The sequence below is a fragment of the Dorea longicatena genome (genome assembly GCF_024168045.1).
Classification (GTDB): domain Bacteria; phylum Bacillota; class Clostridia; order Lachnospirales; family Lachnospiraceae; genus Dorea_A.
This window is the reverse complement of record NZ_CP100126.1, coordinates 1111125-1126518: the sequence shown is the minus strand read 5'-3', so window position 1 is coordinate 1126518 and position 15394 is coordinate 1111125. Positions and strand designations below refer to the sequence as shown.

The window sequence follows — 15394 nt, the reverse complement described above, 5'->3', positions numbered from 1 at the left end:
CGAATAATTCTTCCACATTTTTCATACATTATAGAAAATGAAACAATCTTTGAAACCAATTACCAGGAGGTCTCACTATGAGTTCCAAAACAAAAATTGTTGTACTTCACATGAAAGAAATCATCTATACCGTTATTTTCGCAGTATTGGCCATTATTCTGATCCTGCTTTTGATATTCATGTTCCGCCCGGAACATCGCTCCGCCTCAAAAGATAACCGGATCTATACTCCGGGAATCTACACCTCAGATATCACTCTGAACAATACTGCGCTGGAAGTTGAGGTGACTGTAGATGAATCCCATATCAATTCCATCCGTTTCACCAATCTGAACGAATCTATCACAACCATGTATCCGTTCATCGAACCTGCGATCGAAGATATTGCCGAACAGGTCTACAAAAAACAGTCACTCGACAATATCCAGTATTCATCTGACACTCCTTACACTTCCCAGCTGATTGTCCAGGCCATTGAAACTGCATTGAAAAAAGCCGGAACTACAAAGTAGTTGCGGCTTTTTCTTACATCTGACAGTGGCCTGTGCGATGCCACCCGGCAGGTACTTTCGTCTTTTTGCTTTTATCCTTCAACGATAAGATAACGACCATCCGATAGCGCAAATACTTCTGATGCATCTTCAATCTCTTCGTCAGACATTCCACTGACATCCATTCCTTCCTGATCAAGGAATTCCCTGACTTCTCCGATATTATCTACGATAGAAGCCATACAGTCCTCCAGAAAAGCCTCTGCCTCTTCCAAAGTCTCTGCAACCGGTTCATCAAACAGCTGTCCCTGATTCAAAATAAACGTCTGCAGACATTCTTCATCATACTCGTACATACATCTCAACCTCCCTTATCGTAATATTACACAAACTGCAACAGTTCATCCGGTCTGTCGATCAGATCATCTACTTCCGCAGTTTCTAACGTTTTTCTGTCCCGGAATCCCCACAACACACCTATCGTCTTAAGGCCTGCATTCCTTCCGGTTGCCGCATCAACTTCTGAATCTCCGATATACAGGCATTCTTCTTTTGATACGTGCATCTGTTCCATAAGATACCATACTCCGTCCGGCTCCGGTTTCCTTCGGATACCTTCTTTCTGTCCCTGTGCATAATCAAACAATTCTTCTCCAAAGATTGCTTTCACAACTTTTACTGTCTGACGGTCCGGCTTATTGGAAAGGACTGCCAGTTGAATTCCTTTATCTTTCAATGCTTTCAACATCTCCGGGATTCCTTCATAAGGTGTTACATGATATGTACAATTCCGGTCAAATATACGTCCGTATATTTCCATCCCCTCTTCAATCCTTGAAGCATCTGTGTCTCCGGCTGCTTTCAGTGACTTTTCTATTAATACCCTGGCTCCATTCCCGACGAACAATCTGCACTGATCTTTTGTGATCTTGGAAAGTCCCATCTCCTCAAGTGTCAGATTTACGGAATATGTCATAGATTCCAATGTATTTGTTAATGTTCCATCCAGATCAAATATACAAGCTTTCATTATACAAATTCCTCCTGCAAATATCATAGTATGAGACCGTCAAAAATGCAATACCAAAAATACGCCAGCCCTTAGATAAGGTACTGGCGCATAGTTTTCAACGCATTCTTCTCCAGCCTGCTGACTTGAGCCTGGGATATCCGTATCTCCTTTGCAACTTCCATCTGCGTTCTTCCCTGAAAGAACCGGAGCTTGATAATATAACGTTCCCGTTCATCAAGATGCTTCATTGCTTCCTCCAGTGACAGGTCTTCCACCCATTTTTCTTCTTTATTCGTCTGATCACTCAATTGATCCATCACATACAATGCATCTCCACCATCATTATAGACCGGTTCCTGCAGACTCATCGGTATCTGGATTGCATCCAAAGCAAACATAATATCCTCTTTGGATATGCCAATTTCTGTCGCAATTTCCTGCACCGTCGGTTCTTTCTGGTTCTTCTTTCTGTAACTTTCCCTTGCATAGATTGCTTTATATGCCGTATCTCTGAGTGACCGGCTGACACGAATGGAATTGTTATCTCTCATGTACCTTCTGATCTCTCCAATGATCATTGGTACTGCATAGGTGGAAAATTTTACCTCTAATTCTGTGTTAAAATTATTAACCGCCTTAATCAGTCCGATACACCCAATCTGGAACAGATCATCCGGGTTCTCCCCGCTTGCCCCAAATCGTCTTATCACGCTCAGGACAAGTCGTAAATTTCCTTTAATGTACTCTTCTTTCGCTTCCCGGTCTCCTTCTTTGATGCGTGCAAACAAAGCTTCCTTCTCCTCCTCATTCAGGATAGGAAGCTTTGCCGTATTCACACCACATATTTCTACCTTTCCCTGTGCCATTACAGACCTCCTGTCAGAATCTCATCCATCAGTTTCTATTAAGATGATGCTCCTTATCGCACAGGCTTATGCGGTTTCTTATCAAATAAAAAAAATTTTACTCCTTGACATCTGACAGATTCTGCGTTATCTATCCCACTTATCTGCCAGATTCTGGATCTGGGTCTCGAACTTGGCCATATCTTTATTCGCCAGGCCTTCATTCTTATACACAACGTTCAGCAAACGCTTTGCAGCTGCCACCAGACGATTAAATGCGGATGCACTCTTAAGCTTACTCGGTTTCTCATCTGATTTTTTCGGAATCTTCTGTCCGATCGTTATAATCTCATTTGCTGCGAGGTCTACCGTTCCACCTGAATATGGTGCGAATGCCGGACAACCGAATGTATCTTCTACCAATTTTGCAAAATGATCTGTCACTGTATCTTCCCCATGCACAACCATTACGCGGTCCGGTATTTTTTCAAATCCCCTGATCCAGTCCAAAAGACCATTCATATCTGCATGTCCGCTGATTCCTTTCAATACCTCGATCCTGGCATTGACCGTGATATTCTCTCCAAACAGCTTTACACTCTCTGCACCCTCAATCAGTTTTCTTCCAAGCGTTCCGACTGCCTGATATCCCACAAAACAGATCGTGCATTCCGGACGCCACAGATTGTGCTTCAAATGATGCCGGATCCGTCCTGCTTCGCACATACCGGATGCAGACAGGATAACTTTCGGTTTTGTGTCAAAGTTGATCTGTCTGGACTCGTCACTGGTAATCGTCGTCTTCAGACCCCGGAACAGCAGAGGATTGATCCCCTGATTTACCAATTCCATTGCTTCCTCATCAAAACATCCTTTGACATTTTTATTAAACACATTCGTAGCTTCGATTGCAAGCGGACTGTCCACATATACTTCAAATCCCGGAAATTCCGGAAGCAGATTCTTTTCTTTGATCTCACGGATAAAGTACAAAATCTCCTGCGTACGTCCAACCGCAAAAGAAGGAATCACCACATTGCCGCCTTTTTGGAATGTCTCTCTCAAAATCCTTGTAAACTCTCCCACATAATCTGGAATATCCTCACCATGTGTACGGTCTCCGTATGTAGATTCGATTACCAGATAGTCTGCCTCTTTTACTAACTGGGGATCTTTAATGATCGGCTGATTGACATTTCCTACATCTCCGGAAAATACAACCTTCTTTGAGACATCTCCTTCGGTTATCCATACTTCAATGCTTGCCGATCCAAGCAGATGCCCCACATCATTGAATCTTACTTCAATTCCGTCACACAACGTAATCTTCTGTCCGTAATCTACCGGTGCCAGAAGCTTCGTTGCGGCATCTGCGTCTGCAACCGTATAAATCGGTTCGTATTCCGGTTCTCCGCTTCTTCTTGCCTTCCTGTTTCTCCATTCCGCTTCAAATTCCTGAATATGTGCGCTGTCACGAAGCATAATATCACAAAGATCCGCCGTTGCAAATGTGGTGATGATCTCCCCGGAAAATCCTTTTTTCACCAGAAGCGGAATATTTCCGGAATGATCAATATGTGCATGTGTCAGAAGAATGTAATCTACATCTCCCGGTGCAACCGGAAGTTCCTGATTCTCGTAAAGATCCGGTCCCTGCTCCATTCCACAGTCAATCAAGATATTCTTTCCGCATGCTTCAAGAAGATGACAGCTTCCAGTCACTTCATGGGCTGCTCCAAAAAAACTAAGCCTCATATGACCAACCCCTTTTTCTTTTTATTGTAGCACATTTTCAGGAATACTTCACCATTTCCCGGCGCAATCTTTGCATAATCTTTTTCTCTAATCTGGATATGTAAGACTGGGAAATACCAAGCATATCTGCCACCTCTTTCTGTGTCTTTTCTTCTCCGTCGGCTGTCCCCAAACCGAACCTCATCCGGATGATCATCTGTTCCCTTCCTGACAGGCGGCTGATTGCTTTGATCAGTACTTTCTTCTCTGCATCATTTTCCAGATCCTTATAGACAGCATCTTCCTCTGTTCCCAAAATGTCCGACAACAGCAGTTCATTTCCATCCCAGTCGACGTTTAAAGGCTCATCAATCGACACTTCCATCTTGGTCTTACTATTTCTCCTCAGATACATCAGAATCTCATTTTCAATACATCTGGATGCATACGTTGCAAGTTTGATATTCTTATCTGGATCAAACGTATTAATTGCTTTTATCAACCCAATTGTACCTATAGAAATCAAATCCTCAACTCCTACTCCGGTATTATCAAATTTCTTTGCAATATACACAACCAGACGAAGATTGTGTTCAATCAGCATTTTTCTTGCCTGTTCATCATTCTCTGTCCCCAGTCCCCGTATTGCTTTTCTTTCTTCCTCTGTTTCCAATGGTGCCGGAAGAATATCCGATCCTCCTATATAATGAATGTCTTTTTTGTCCGAAAAAAAGAGAGACCGGAAATCCGGAATAACTTTCAATTTAAACTGATGTGGAACTGCCACTTTTATCACCATTTTTCTTTCCTCCTGTCAATATATCTGGATTGATAATCATCTGATAATTTTCTGAACCTAATTCTTCTTCACTTACTGCCACTAATGGATGTTCCACATTTATCTTGTTTCCATCCCGTATGATCTGCATCTTATCCAGCCGGAACGCCGGCATCACACCCTCTTTTTTCCCGATGGAATGATAAGAAATATATCTGAATCGTTCCGGTTTCTTTTCCTCTGTCAGTCTTCTTACAGATGCTCTGTCTATAATACTGACAGGATCATTACTGATCGTATCACTCAATGTATTCCCTGTATCTATCAGTCCTCTCAGTCTGTCATTTTTTTCTCCAAAAAACACTTCGACTTCACAGTAACGATTTCCTTTCTCTGAAAAGAATAAAATGATTTTCCAGATTACCGACACGAGGTAGTAACTGATTACAGCCAATAAAAAGAACATACTTCCCCGCCTTATATACTGTTGAACGAACTGGAACACACCTCCCAGCAGAAATGACTCTATATACAAGAGCACCCATCCTCTGAACAATTCCCGGCCCCATTTTATTCCAAGGCCGGCCTTCATCATTACTACATTAATGACTCCATGAAATACTACAAATCTTAATACCGGTGTTTTCCTGAATATGACAATTGCAATACATGTCATCGCGGCTCCAGTTGCCGCTCCTGCAAAAACCCTTCCATACCCCGCCGGACAGGCAAGTAATTTCTTCAGAAGGATCAAAAGAATCGCATCCATTGTAAAATTCACCATAAAAAACACATCTACATATAATTCATAGTACACATCAGGCCTTCTTTCTCTTTCCGTGCACAGAAATAAATTTGTTGTTTTAAACAAGTAACATTATATAAATTTTTTCAAAAGGATTTTGTCAGATACTGTATGTGATTCCGTTTTTCGTTCGACAGCTCTCGTAACCCTGCGAACATATTAGTAAAACTAAGATACACAAAAAAGACCGTATACAAGTCAGCTCACGCCAACCTGTGTACGATCTTTCTTATAGAAATGTATGTAAGAGAAACTGCCTGCGGCATATTCTCTGTATTCTAAGTAGTACTATTCTTTATGTGATTATTTTTTAAAGAAATCAGGAATTTTAATTGACTGTTCTTTCACCTTGCTTGTAGGTGTTCTAGGTGTATCCAGTGTAGGAGTGGTTCCACCCATTGGACGTCTTGTTGCAGTTCCCGTTGTCTCTCTCTTTGTTGTTGTTCCGAAATCAAGTCTTGGTGATACCGGACGTTCTGCCTGCGGTGTACGTACTGCCTGCTGCTGTCCATACATTGCACTGCTCTGACGTACCGGTCTCTCATATGCAGATGCATGTCCTTGCTGACCATGTGGCATCGCAGATGTTCTTCCTTGATTTTCCAGTCTTGATTTTAATTTTGAAGCACTTCCGCCAACATTATGAAGTCCTGTAGCAATTACAGTAATTGTAGCTTCGTCTGCTCTGGAATCATCATACATTGCACCAAAAATGATGTTCGCATCTTCTCCGGCCAGTTCCTGTACATATTCTGCTGCATCGGATGCATCCATAAGTGTGATATCACCGGATACATTGATGATGACATGAGATGCTCCGGCAATAGTTGTCTCCAGAAGCGGACTGGCAACAGCCTGTTTTACAGCTTCCAGTGCTTTATCATCACCACGTCCCTGACCGATACCAATGTGGGCAATTCCCTTATCTGTCATAACTGTCTGTACATCTGCGAAGTCAAGGTTAATCAGTGAAGGTACATTGATCAGATCTGTGATTCCCTGAATACCCTGCTGTAACACTTCGTCAGCTTTCTTCAAAGCTTCCGGCATCGTTGTACGTCTGTCTACAACTTCCAGCAGTTTATCATTCGGGATTACGATCAGTGTATCTACACTTTCTTTTAATTTTTCAATTCCTGCAAGGGCATTGTTCATACGTGTCTTTGACTCAAAACGGAAAGGCTTTGTTACAACACCAACTGTTAATGCTCCCTGTTCTTTTGCAATGCGGGCAACAACCGGTGTAGCACCTGTTCCTGTTCCGCCGCCCATACCACAAGTTACAAATACCATATCAGCACCTTTCAGTGCTGCTGATACTTCTTCTGCACTTTCTTCTGCAGCTTTCTCACCAATCTCTGGTCTTGCACCAGCTCCCAGACCTTTTGTGATCTTATCACCGATCTGCATCAATGTCGGAGCTTTACACAGCTGAAGTGCCTGTTTATCTGTATTGATCGCTATAAATTCAACACCGGCAATCTGCTCATCAATCATTCGGTTTACTGCGTTATTACCGCCTCCACCGACTCCAACAACAATTATTTTTGCCGCTGCTTCTGATTCATTTGTTTTAATTTCTAGCAAGGGTTTCTCCTCCTTTGTTATCCTTATTATATATTATACATCCCATTGATAGAGCAAGTGAGATGAACTCAGTTTGCTATATATAGTATATAATATAGACTTTCGTGTAAAATATCAATAGAATTTCTCTAATTTTTCTAATTTTCTTGTGAAATTTCTTTCATCTCAAAAGTAATCGTAGTGTTATTCTCTGAATAGGTCTCCAAATGCAGGATTCCCTCTTTATCACCAAGCTTTTTTAAGATCGGCTTGATCTGAGCAATCTGTTCACCAGATACCTGGCTTCCCAGACAGGCACTTACATTTCCAAATTTCATATAGATCTGCTGCTGTTTTACCGTCACATTTTCCGGATATATCCCATATTTCTGACTTTCTGCACATGCTTCCAGTATTTCATTAAATTTTGTCTGATTTGATGTTCGGATCTGCTTATACAGTTTGCCTGATTTTATCTTCAGTCCCTCTACAACCGGTATCTGCGCATCTTTTACCGAAGATTGTTTTACCACAAGTCCACTCTGATCAAAATAACTATAGGTTGTTCCGGTTTTCACGCACCCGGTAATTGCCTTTTCTTTTACCGTAATCTGCAGTGTCCACGGATTTTTCATTCTGACTTTTAAAGAATCCAGACATTTCGGTACGGTTCCTTTTCCCATAGAATATTTTGCAACTACATATAAAGAATTATCCGACAGCTTATCATTCTGCACGCAATTCACAATCTCCTGACTGTCACAGTACTCATTTCCGCTTACTTCTATTTCTTGAATATAGAACAGCAAAATACCTCCGATAATGATGATCGCTGCTGCCAGCAGCAGAACAATCACTGCATATACATGATGCTTTTTTCCATTCTTCTTGTTCCCTTGTTTTTTCTTTGGCCTCTGGTTTCCCATATATGATTCAAACTTCCTTTCATCCACATGTATATTATTTTACCAAACATGACACATTCAACACAAGCCCCATTTCAAAAAGCAGGAACATAACCGAAGTTCCTCCATAACTGATGAATGGCAATGTAATTCCCGTATTCGGTATGGTATTTGTCACAACCGCAATATTAAGAATTACCTGTATCATCATGTGTGCCATTGCGCCGGATGCGATCAAAGCTCCCTCCAGATCGGGTGCATGAGATGCAATAATAAAAAAGCGCCATATCAGGATGAAAAATAATAACATTACAAATACTGCCCCGATCAATCCCATTTCCTCACAGATAATAGAAAATATCATATCATTCTGCGCTTCCGGTACAAATCCGAGTTTCTGGATACTGCTTCCAAGTCCCCTGCCAAACAATCCTCCTGATCCGATTGCATACAGCCCCTGAAGTGTCTGATAGCCTTTCTCATATTTTTCCGGATGCTGCCAGATCTGCAGCCGTTCAAGCCGGTAACTTTCCATAGCAAGAAATATCCCCATAAATGCACACCCCAGACACACCATCCACGCAAATTGCCCATACTTCGGACTTGCGACAAATACCAGGATGACTGCTATTCCCAGAATAATAACCGCTGTGCTCAAATTGCTCGCCCCAACCAGACCTACAATTGGCAGCACACTGATAACAATCTTGCAGACTGTTGAAAATTTCCACATTTTTTCTGCATTTCTTAGTATGATATATGTCAGGAACAGAATCACCGCAACCTTTGCAAATTCCGATGGCTGAAAAGAAAATGGTCCAAAAGACAACCATCTTTTGGACCCATTGTATTCTTCTCCGAACAACATTACCAGTACTCCGAGTAAAATAGATAACAGATATCCCGGAACTGCCCACTTTTTCCAGATATGATAGTCTATATTCGCTATACACCACATACCCATAATCCCGAGAAGCGTTGCAAATACCTGTTTTTTCAGATAATAAAACGTATCCTGGAATTTTATCTCTCCATTATATGCACTTGTGCTGTAGAGAATCACAAGACCAGTTACGATAATGATTGCCAGTACTAATATCAGAACTCTGTCACATTTTTTCTGTTCCGTTTGTTCTGACTGCCACGAATACTTCAACCCGTTCACTCCTTATAAGGAATTTACAATCTCTTTGAACTTCTCTCCGCGTACTTCGTAACTTGGGAACATATCCCAGCTTGCACATGCCGGTGAAAGCAGAACCGCTTCTCCCTCTTTTGCAATCTTCGCTGCCGTGAGCACTGCTTCTTCAAATGAATCTACAAACATATAATCAGTAAATCCGCACTTTTCAGCGTCAGCAGCAATTTTTTCTCTGGTATCCCCAAGAAGAATCAGTTTTTTTACTTTTCCGTCAAAACTTTCTATCCACTCTGTATATTCAGAGCCTTTATCATATCCGCCACCGATCAGAACAGTCGGACGCTTCATTGCCTGGATTCCTTTGATCGCAGCATCCGGATTGGTTCCTTTTGAATCGTTATAATATGTAACTCCATTCTTCTCTGTTACATATTCAATACGATGCTCCACACCACCAAACGCTTTCACACTTTCACGGATCACTCCTACAGGAACTCCGTAAACTGCTGCCATCGCACATGCCGCCATAACATTCTCGTGATTGTGTGTTCCAAGAATCTGCAGTTCATCTACATGGCAGATTGTCTCTTTTACACCTTCATAATTGTAGATGATATTTCCCTCTTCCAGATATATTCCCTCTTCCAGTTTACGCTGACTGCTGAAATATAGAACTCTGGCTTTTACTTCATTGCCAAATTCCCTTGTCAGTTTGTCTTCATAATTCAGGATACAGTAGTCTTCTTCTGTCTGATTCTTTGCAATATTCTTCTTTGCATTCACATACGCTTCCATCGTATGATGCCGGTTCAGATGATCCGGTGTAAAATTAAGAATTGCACTGACCCTCGGACGGAATTCAACAATACTTTCCAACTGGAAACTGCTCATCTCCGCAACCGTGATCGAATTCTCTGTCATATCTTCTACTGCAGTTGTGTACGGTGTTCCAATGTTTCCAACAACAAATACATCATCCTGATAATTCTTCATAATCTCACCAAGAAGTGTAGTTGTAGTCGTCTTGCCGTTCGTTCCTGTAATAGCAAGAACATCGCCTTTTCCAAACTGATAAGCAAGCTCCACCTCTCCGATAACCGTAATTCCCTGCTTACGCATCTTTTCGATCACCGGAAGGTCTGTCGGAACTCCCGGACTTAATACAGTCATATCAAGTTCTGCAAGGATTTCTTCAGGAAACTCACCAATTATGATCTTTGCGTTGCTGTCTGCACCGGACTGCTGTCTTACTTTTTCTTCCATAAGCTTCTTATTTCCATCATACAGTACGACTTCCGCTCCCTGTCTTTCCAGAATCTTTCCAGCTCCGATTCCACTGATCCCAAGACCAAATACAAGTACTTTTTTTCCTTTTACTTCCATGTTACCCTCCTACATAGCCATCAGTGCGATCAGGCATAAAATTGCTGTGATAATCGAAAATACTGCAACAACTCTTGTCTCTGACCATCCGCACAGTTCAAAATGATGATGTATCGGCGCCATCTTAAAGATTCTTTTACCGCCGGTCTTTTTAAAATATGTTACCTGGATCATAACGGATAATACTTCTACCAGATAGATAAATCCAACAATGATGATGAAAATCGGCATCTGGAGCATATATGCTGCGGATGCTACAAATCCTCCCAGCGCCAGGGAACCCGTATCCCCCATAAACACACTTGCCGGATATACATTAAACAGCAGAAATCCAAGGAGTGCTCCCACCACCGCACAGGTAATCGGCTCAATTCCGCTTTTTGTTCCAATTGCGACAACCGTAAAGAATGTTGCAACCAAAACCGTAACACTGGATGCCAGGCCGTCCAGTCCATCTGTAAAATTCACACCATTTACGGTTCCGATCACTACAAAGAACATCAATGGAATTGCCAGCCATCCAATGTTCAGATATCTTCCCCCACTAAAAGGAATCAGCATTGTAAGTGGAACCCCTGCAAATTTCACCATATAAAATGCAAAGATTGCTGTTACCACGATCTGAAGTGCCATCTTCTGCTTTGGATATAATCCGTCCGAACGTTTCATTACAACTTTCAGATAATCATCCAAAAATCCGATCAGACCAAATCCAAGTGTCAAAAACAGGATCGGAATGATCTTCGGATAACGTCCGATATAAATAACGGAAGTGATCACAACCGCCAACAGGATCATTACGCCTCCCATCGTCGGAGTTCCTGCTTTCTTCAAATGAGACTGCACTCCATCTTCTCTCTCCGTCTGATCCATCTTAAGTCTTCTGAGTACAGGTATCACAAGAGGACCAAGAATCACACTTAACACAAATGAAATCAATACCGGAATAAACACCTTATAATCCATAATCCACCTCTTTAATTCTTTTGTTATTCAGTTAATCTCTAACTTTACCTAGTATACTGCATTTCCAATTGTTTTTCAATGCCAAGATAAGGCAATATATTTTCGAAAATATTACCGATTACCGGAGCTGCGATCGTACCTCCGTAATAAATTCCCTGCGGATCATAGATCACACACATTCCCAGGATCTCCGGATCATCTGCCGGGGCAAATCCCACAAAAGAAGATATGTACTTGTTCGCACTTCTCGGTAATGTCTGGGAGGTCGCCGTCTTGCCTCCGATTCTGTATCCTTCCACATACGCATTCTTTCCGGATCCTTCAGAAACGACACTTTCCAGAAGTATCCTCATAGTCTCAGATGTCTTTTCCGAAACAATATGCTTTTTTTCACTATAGTGAAATTCTTTCGTTACTTTCCCGTCTTCATTCAGGATCTCCGTTCCAAAGTGCGGCGTCACTCTCTTTCCCCCATTGATCAGTGCACTTACTGTCGCTGCAAGCTGGATTGGTGTAATCTGAAACGACTGTCCAAAACTGATCGTAGCCAGTTCTACCTGTCCGATATTTTCCTTTTTATGCATGATCGTCCCTGCTTCTCCCGGGATATCTACCCCCGTCAGATTCATCAGACCAAACTTATGAAAATAATCGCAAAATCTATCGACTCCGATACGAAGTCCCAGTTCTATAAATACCGGATTGCATGAATTCTGTATGCCCTGCACAAAGTTCTCCGTACCATGCCCTCCCACCTTATGACAGCGTATTCTGCGGTCTTCTACCATTTTATATCCGGGACATTGAAACTGATCTGTAAGACGGACTACCCCTTCTTCCAGACCTGCAGATGCTGTAATGATCTTAAATGTGCTCCCCGGCTCATAGGTATCGTTGATACATCCGTTTCTCCACATCTGATTCAGAGCATCCTGCTTCTGCTCATCCGTCATATTTTCATCCGACTCTTCTTCCGTATTCAGCTCAAACGGCCGGTTCAGATTGAATTCCGGAACGTTTACCATCGCATATATTTCCCCGTTCTGAGGATTCATAAGAAGAATTGCCGTTTTTTCCGCCTGCTTTTCCTGCCGCACTTTTTCCGCCATCTGCATAGCATACTTCTGCATATTATAATCCAGACTGATCTTTAATGTATTCCCTGCCACTGGCTCTTTTCTGTCTTCTGCGACACCATCCAGTTCGATTCCTCTTGCATCTGTTGTTGTCAGGATCTTACCGTCAACACCTTTCAGATATTTATCATATTTTACCTCAAGTCCGATGATTCCCTGATTGTCAGCTCCGGTAAACCCCAATACTTTAGAGGCAAGCGCATCATATGGATAAAATCTTTTAAAATCTTCATCTACTTTTACTCCTGCCATCCCCAGATTTCGGATCTTATCTCCCGTTTTTTTATCCACATTTGATTTTATCCTTTCTATGGATGATATCTTTTCCACACGTTTGCGCACCTCACTGCTATTCATTTCAAGAAGTTCCGATAAATTATCAATGACTGTTTCCGCTTCCCTGATCTGACTATGTATCACAGAAATTGTACATACCGTCCGGTTTGTTGCCAAAACTTTCCCATTCCTGTCAAGGATTTCTCCTCTCGCAGCCTTAATGTCACGTTCCCTCTCATGCAGATCTTCCGCTTTTTTCTGATAATATTCTGCATCAAATACCATAAGATAGGTCAGTCTTCCGATCAAAACAAATATCATCGCAAAGGCTCCGGCGAATACCACCAGTATTTTTCTTTTATGAAATGTTTTGTTTTTCATAATAAAAAATCCTCATAGAAGTTTTTCTTATAATTTATGAAAACTTCTATGAGGTTATGAATTCCATATACTTTTACAGTTATTCCTGTGCTGTCTGTGTTGTTGTCTCTTCTGCGGATGTTTCTATAGTATCAGACGCACCGTCTTTTTTCTCTACTCCAAGATAAGGGAATATATCTGTCATGATCTGTGATGCAAGCTGTGTTGCATAACCACTGTTTGCCTGAACAGCCGAGTTTGGCTCATCAATGACAACATACACCATAACCTGTGGATTTTCCTGTGGTGCATATCCGATGAAAGAAACAAGATATTTTCCATTTCCACGAGGCAGCTTCTCGGCTGTACCGGTCTTACCTCCGACAGCATACCCCTCTACCGCCGCACTCGCACCGGTTCCTTCCTCAACAACTCCCTGCATATAATCCTTAATGATATCACTGGTCTCTTTTGAAATTGTTTTCTTAACCAGCACCGGATCTTTGTTCTCTGTAACATTTCCATTTTCATCCTGAATCTGCTTTACAACATGCGGCTCATAATAATTGCCGCCATTGAGCAGCGAACAGAAAGATGCCGCCATCTGAGTCATTGTAACATTAAAATTCTGCCCAAATGCATTTGTCGCCAGACTGGCCGGATCCATAGTCGCCGGTGTATACAACAGTCCGCTCGTCTCTCCCTCTCCCGGAAGATCGATTCCTGTATATTCTCCGAACCCAAACAATCTTTGATACCTGCAGAATTCTTCTGTTCCGATACTTGCACCGATCTGCATCAGTGCAACGTTGCACGAATTCTCCAAAGCCTGTTTCAACGTCTCCGGCCCGTGTCCTGATCTGTTACTACAGTGAATGTCATGATCTCCCACGTGCAATACACCGCCGCAGACATAATTCTCATTTCCTGTAAGATCTCCAAGTTCAAGACCTGCCGATATGGTAAATGGTTTGAATGTCGATCCCGGTTCATACGTATTGCTGACACAATAATTATTCCAAAGATCATTCAGTATATTCAGCTTTTCTTTATCCGTCATCTTTTTCAGCTGTGCTTTTGTATAATACTTTGTCAGATCTCTTGGATGATTCAGATCATAATTCGGATACGAAGCTTCTGCAAGAATCTCTCCATTCTGAGGATTCATCACGATCACTCCGGTATTCTTACTTCCTTCTCCCTCTGTCTCTTCATCCTTGTGTTCTTCGTTAAATGCAAGTATATGCTGTTCTACAATACTCTGCACCTGAAGATCAATTGTTGATACAACAGTGCTTCCATTATCCGGTTCCTTCACAGTTCTTTCAAATCCAGAACTTTCATCCAGATACCCATACTCCCTGCCATCTGTTCCATTCAGAATGGAATTATATGATGCCTCTATTCCATTACTTCCTACATTTCCATTCGTTGTAAATCCGATTACATCACTTGCCAGTGTTTTATACGGATATTGCCTTGTATAATCTTCCTCCAGCCATACGCCCTGCACATTAGGATTATGCTTCGTATCTGCTGTAATCTTCTCAAATTCCTGCGCCTTTGCATAGCTGACTCCTTTTTTCAGGACAATATACCGGCTGTTCGGATTCTTCTTCACCTGAGTACGGATTGCTTTCTTCTTCAAACTGAAGCACTCTGCCAATACTTTTACTGTCGGATTCATATACTTTTTGTTACTTGTTATCACTTTGGCATCGACTACAACATTATATACTCTCTCACTTGTCGCAAGTTTCGTACCGTTACGGTCTACGATATCTCCACGTTTAAATGGAATCGTACGGTTATTATACTGTTGTTGATCCAGCACGACTTTGGTATATTTTTCTCCTTTCGAAGCATTGATATAAGTAATCCACCCTATCAAGAAAACAAAAGCTAGTATGATTACTCCAAAGAGCATTACTAGCTTTCTCTGCATAAGGCCTGAAATTTTTTTCTTAAAGAAATTTTTCTTCTTTCTTGCCATATT

14 protein-coding genes are annotated in these 15394 nt (G+C 41.8%); 1 reads left to right on the top strand and 13 read right to left on the bottom strand.

Features of this window, described 5'->3' with window-relative positions; all coding sequences use genetic code 11:
* Nucleotides 1-77: 77 nt before the first annotated feature.
* Nucleotides 78-512 carry a hypothetical protein gene (locus NKF87_RS05415; protein WP_028086700.1) on the top strand — a complete coding sequence of 145 codons (435 nt, stop codon included), beginning with the start codon at nt 78-80 and terminating at the stop codon, nt 510-512.
* 71 nt (nt 513-583) lie between these two features.
* Here NKF87_RS05415 and NKF87_RS05410 read toward each other — a convergent pair whose 3' ends face one another.
* The 13 genes from NKF87_RS05410 to NKF87_RS05350 all read right to left on the bottom strand — a co-directional run bounded on the left by NKF87_RS05410 (nt 584) and on the right by NKF87_RS05350 (nt 15391).
* Nucleotides 584-847, bottom strand: a complete 264-nt coding sequence (locus NKF87_RS05410) for a hypothetical protein (RefSeq protein WP_028086701.1) — start codon at nt 845-847, stop codon at nt 584-586.
* A 26-nt stretch (nt 848-873) separates the two neighbouring features.
* A complete protein-coding gene (locus NKF87_RS05405) occupies nt 874-1521 on the bottom strand; it encodes an HAD family hydrolase (RefSeq protein WP_242998890.1) in 648 nt (215 codons plus the stop codon).
* Between the two features lie 71 nt (nt 1522-1592).
* On the bottom strand, nt 1593-2369 hold the full coding sequence (gene sigG, locus NKF87_RS05400) for an RNA polymerase sporulation sigma factor SigG (RefSeq protein WP_117598005.1): 777 nt from the start codon (nt 2367-2369) through the stop codon (nt 1593-1595).
* 126 nt (nt 2370-2495) lie between these two features.
* Entirely contained in the window at nt 2496-4103 is a 1608-nt protein-coding gene (locus NKF87_RS05395; RefSeq protein WP_055280952.1) for an MBL fold metallo-hydrolase RNA specificity domain-containing protein, read from the bottom strand.
* Nucleotides 4104-4140: 37 nt separating this feature from the next.
* Entirely contained in the window at nt 4141-4881 is a 741-nt protein-coding gene (sigE, locus tag NKF87_RS05390) for an RNA polymerase sporulation sigma factor SigE (protein WP_055280951.1), read from the bottom strand.
* Nucleotides 4847-5677, bottom strand: a complete 831-nt coding sequence (locus tag NKF87_RS05385) for a sigma-E processing peptidase SpoIIGA (protein WP_028086706.1) — start codon at nt 5675-5677, stop codon at nt 4847-4849. The genes sigE and NKF87_RS05385 overlap by 35 nt, the downstream gene beginning before the upstream one ends.
* A gap of 291 nt (nt 5678-5968) precedes the next feature.
* Complete coding sequence (gene ftsZ / locus NKF87_RS05380) at nt 5969-7252, bottom strand: cell division protein FtsZ (protein ID WP_117598004.1); 1284 nt, start codon at nt 7250-7252, stop codon at nt 5969-5971.
* Between the two features lie 137 nt (nt 7253-7389).
* Nucleotides 7390-8157, bottom strand: coding sequence for a hypothetical protein (locus NKF87_RS05375; protein WP_055280949.1), 768 nt, complete (start codon nt 8155-8157; stop codon nt 7390-7392).
* 34 nt (nt 8158-8191) lie between these two features.
* Nucleotides 8192-9238: an FtsW/RodA/SpoVE family cell cycle protein gene (locus NKF87_RS05370; protein WP_171029286.1), complete on the bottom strand. Its 1047-nt coding sequence runs from the start codon at nt 9236-9238 to the stop codon at nt 8192-8194.
* Nucleotides 9239-9304: 66 nt separating this feature from the next.
* Nucleotides 9305-10660: a UDP-N-acetylmuramoyl-L-alanine--D-glutamate ligase gene (gene murD, locus NKF87_RS05365; protein WP_055280947.1), complete on the bottom strand. Its 1356-nt coding sequence runs from the start codon at nt 10658-10660 to the stop codon at nt 9305-9307.
* Nucleotides 10661-10669: 9 nt separating this feature from the next.
* Nucleotides 10670-11626, bottom strand: coding sequence for a phospho-N-acetylmuramoyl-pentapeptide-transferase (gene mraY, locus NKF87_RS05360; RefSeq protein WP_028086711.1), 957 nt, complete (start codon nt 11624-11626; stop codon nt 10670-10672).
* 44 nt (nt 11627-11670) lie between these two features.
* The gene (locus NKF87_RS05355) at nt 11671-13419 is read right to left on the bottom strand and encodes a peptidoglycan D,D-transpeptidase FtsI family protein (RefSeq protein ID WP_117598003.1); all 1749 of its coding nucleotides are present in this window, start codon (nt 13417-13419) and stop codon (nt 11671-11673) included.
* A gap of 79 nt (nt 13420-13498) precedes the next feature.
* Nucleotides 13499-15391 carry a peptidoglycan D,D-transpeptidase FtsI family protein gene (locus NKF87_RS05350; RefSeq protein WP_117598002.1) on the bottom strand — a complete coding sequence of 631 codons (1893 nt, stop codon included), beginning with the start codon at nt 15389-15391 and terminating at the stop codon, nt 13499-13501.
* Between the last annotated feature and the right edge of the window lie 3 nt (nt 15392-15394).

Coding starts and splice junctions, on each gene's coding strand:
- NKF87_RS05415 (WP_028086700.1), top strand. CDS start 78: ATGAGTTCCAAAACAAAAATTGTTGTACTTCACATGAAAGAAATCATC.
- sigG (WP_117598005.1), bottom strand. CDS start 2,369: ATGGCACAGGGAAAGGTAGAAATATGTGGTGTGAATACGGCAAAGCTT.
- NKF87_RS05405 (WP_242998890.1), bottom strand. CDS start 1,521: ATGAAAGCTTGTATATTTGATCTGGATGGAACATTAACAAATACATTG.
- NKF87_RS05355 (WP_117598003.1), bottom strand. CDS start 13,419: ATGAAAAACAAAACATTTCATAAAAGAAAAATACTGGTGGTATTCGCC.
- murD (WP_055280947.1), bottom strand. CDS start 10,660: ATGGAAGTAAAAGGAAAAAAAGTACTTGTATTTGGTCTTGGGATCAGT.
- NKF87_RS05410 (WP_028086701.1), bottom strand. CDS start 847: ATGTACGAGTATGATGAAGAATGTCTGCAGACGTTTATTTTGAATCAG.
- mraY (WP_028086711.1), bottom strand. CDS start 11,626: ATGGATTATAAGGTGTTTATTCCGGTATTGATTTCATTTGTGTTAAGT.
- NKF87_RS05350 (WP_117598002.1), bottom strand. CDS start 15,391: ATGGCAAGAAAGAAGAAAAATTTCTTTAAGAAAAAAATTTCAGGCCTT.
- NKF87_RS05395 (WP_055280952.1), bottom strand. CDS start 4,103: ATGAGGCTTAGTTTTTTTGGAGCAGCCCATGAAGTGACTGGAAGCTGT.
- NKF87_RS05375 (WP_055280949.1), bottom strand. CDS start 8,157: ATGGGAAACCAGAGGCCAAAGAAAAAACAAGGGAACAAGAAGAATGGA.
- sigE (WP_055280951.1), bottom strand. CDS start 4,881: ATGGTGATAAAAGTGGCAGTTCCACATCAGTTTAAATTGAAAGTTATT.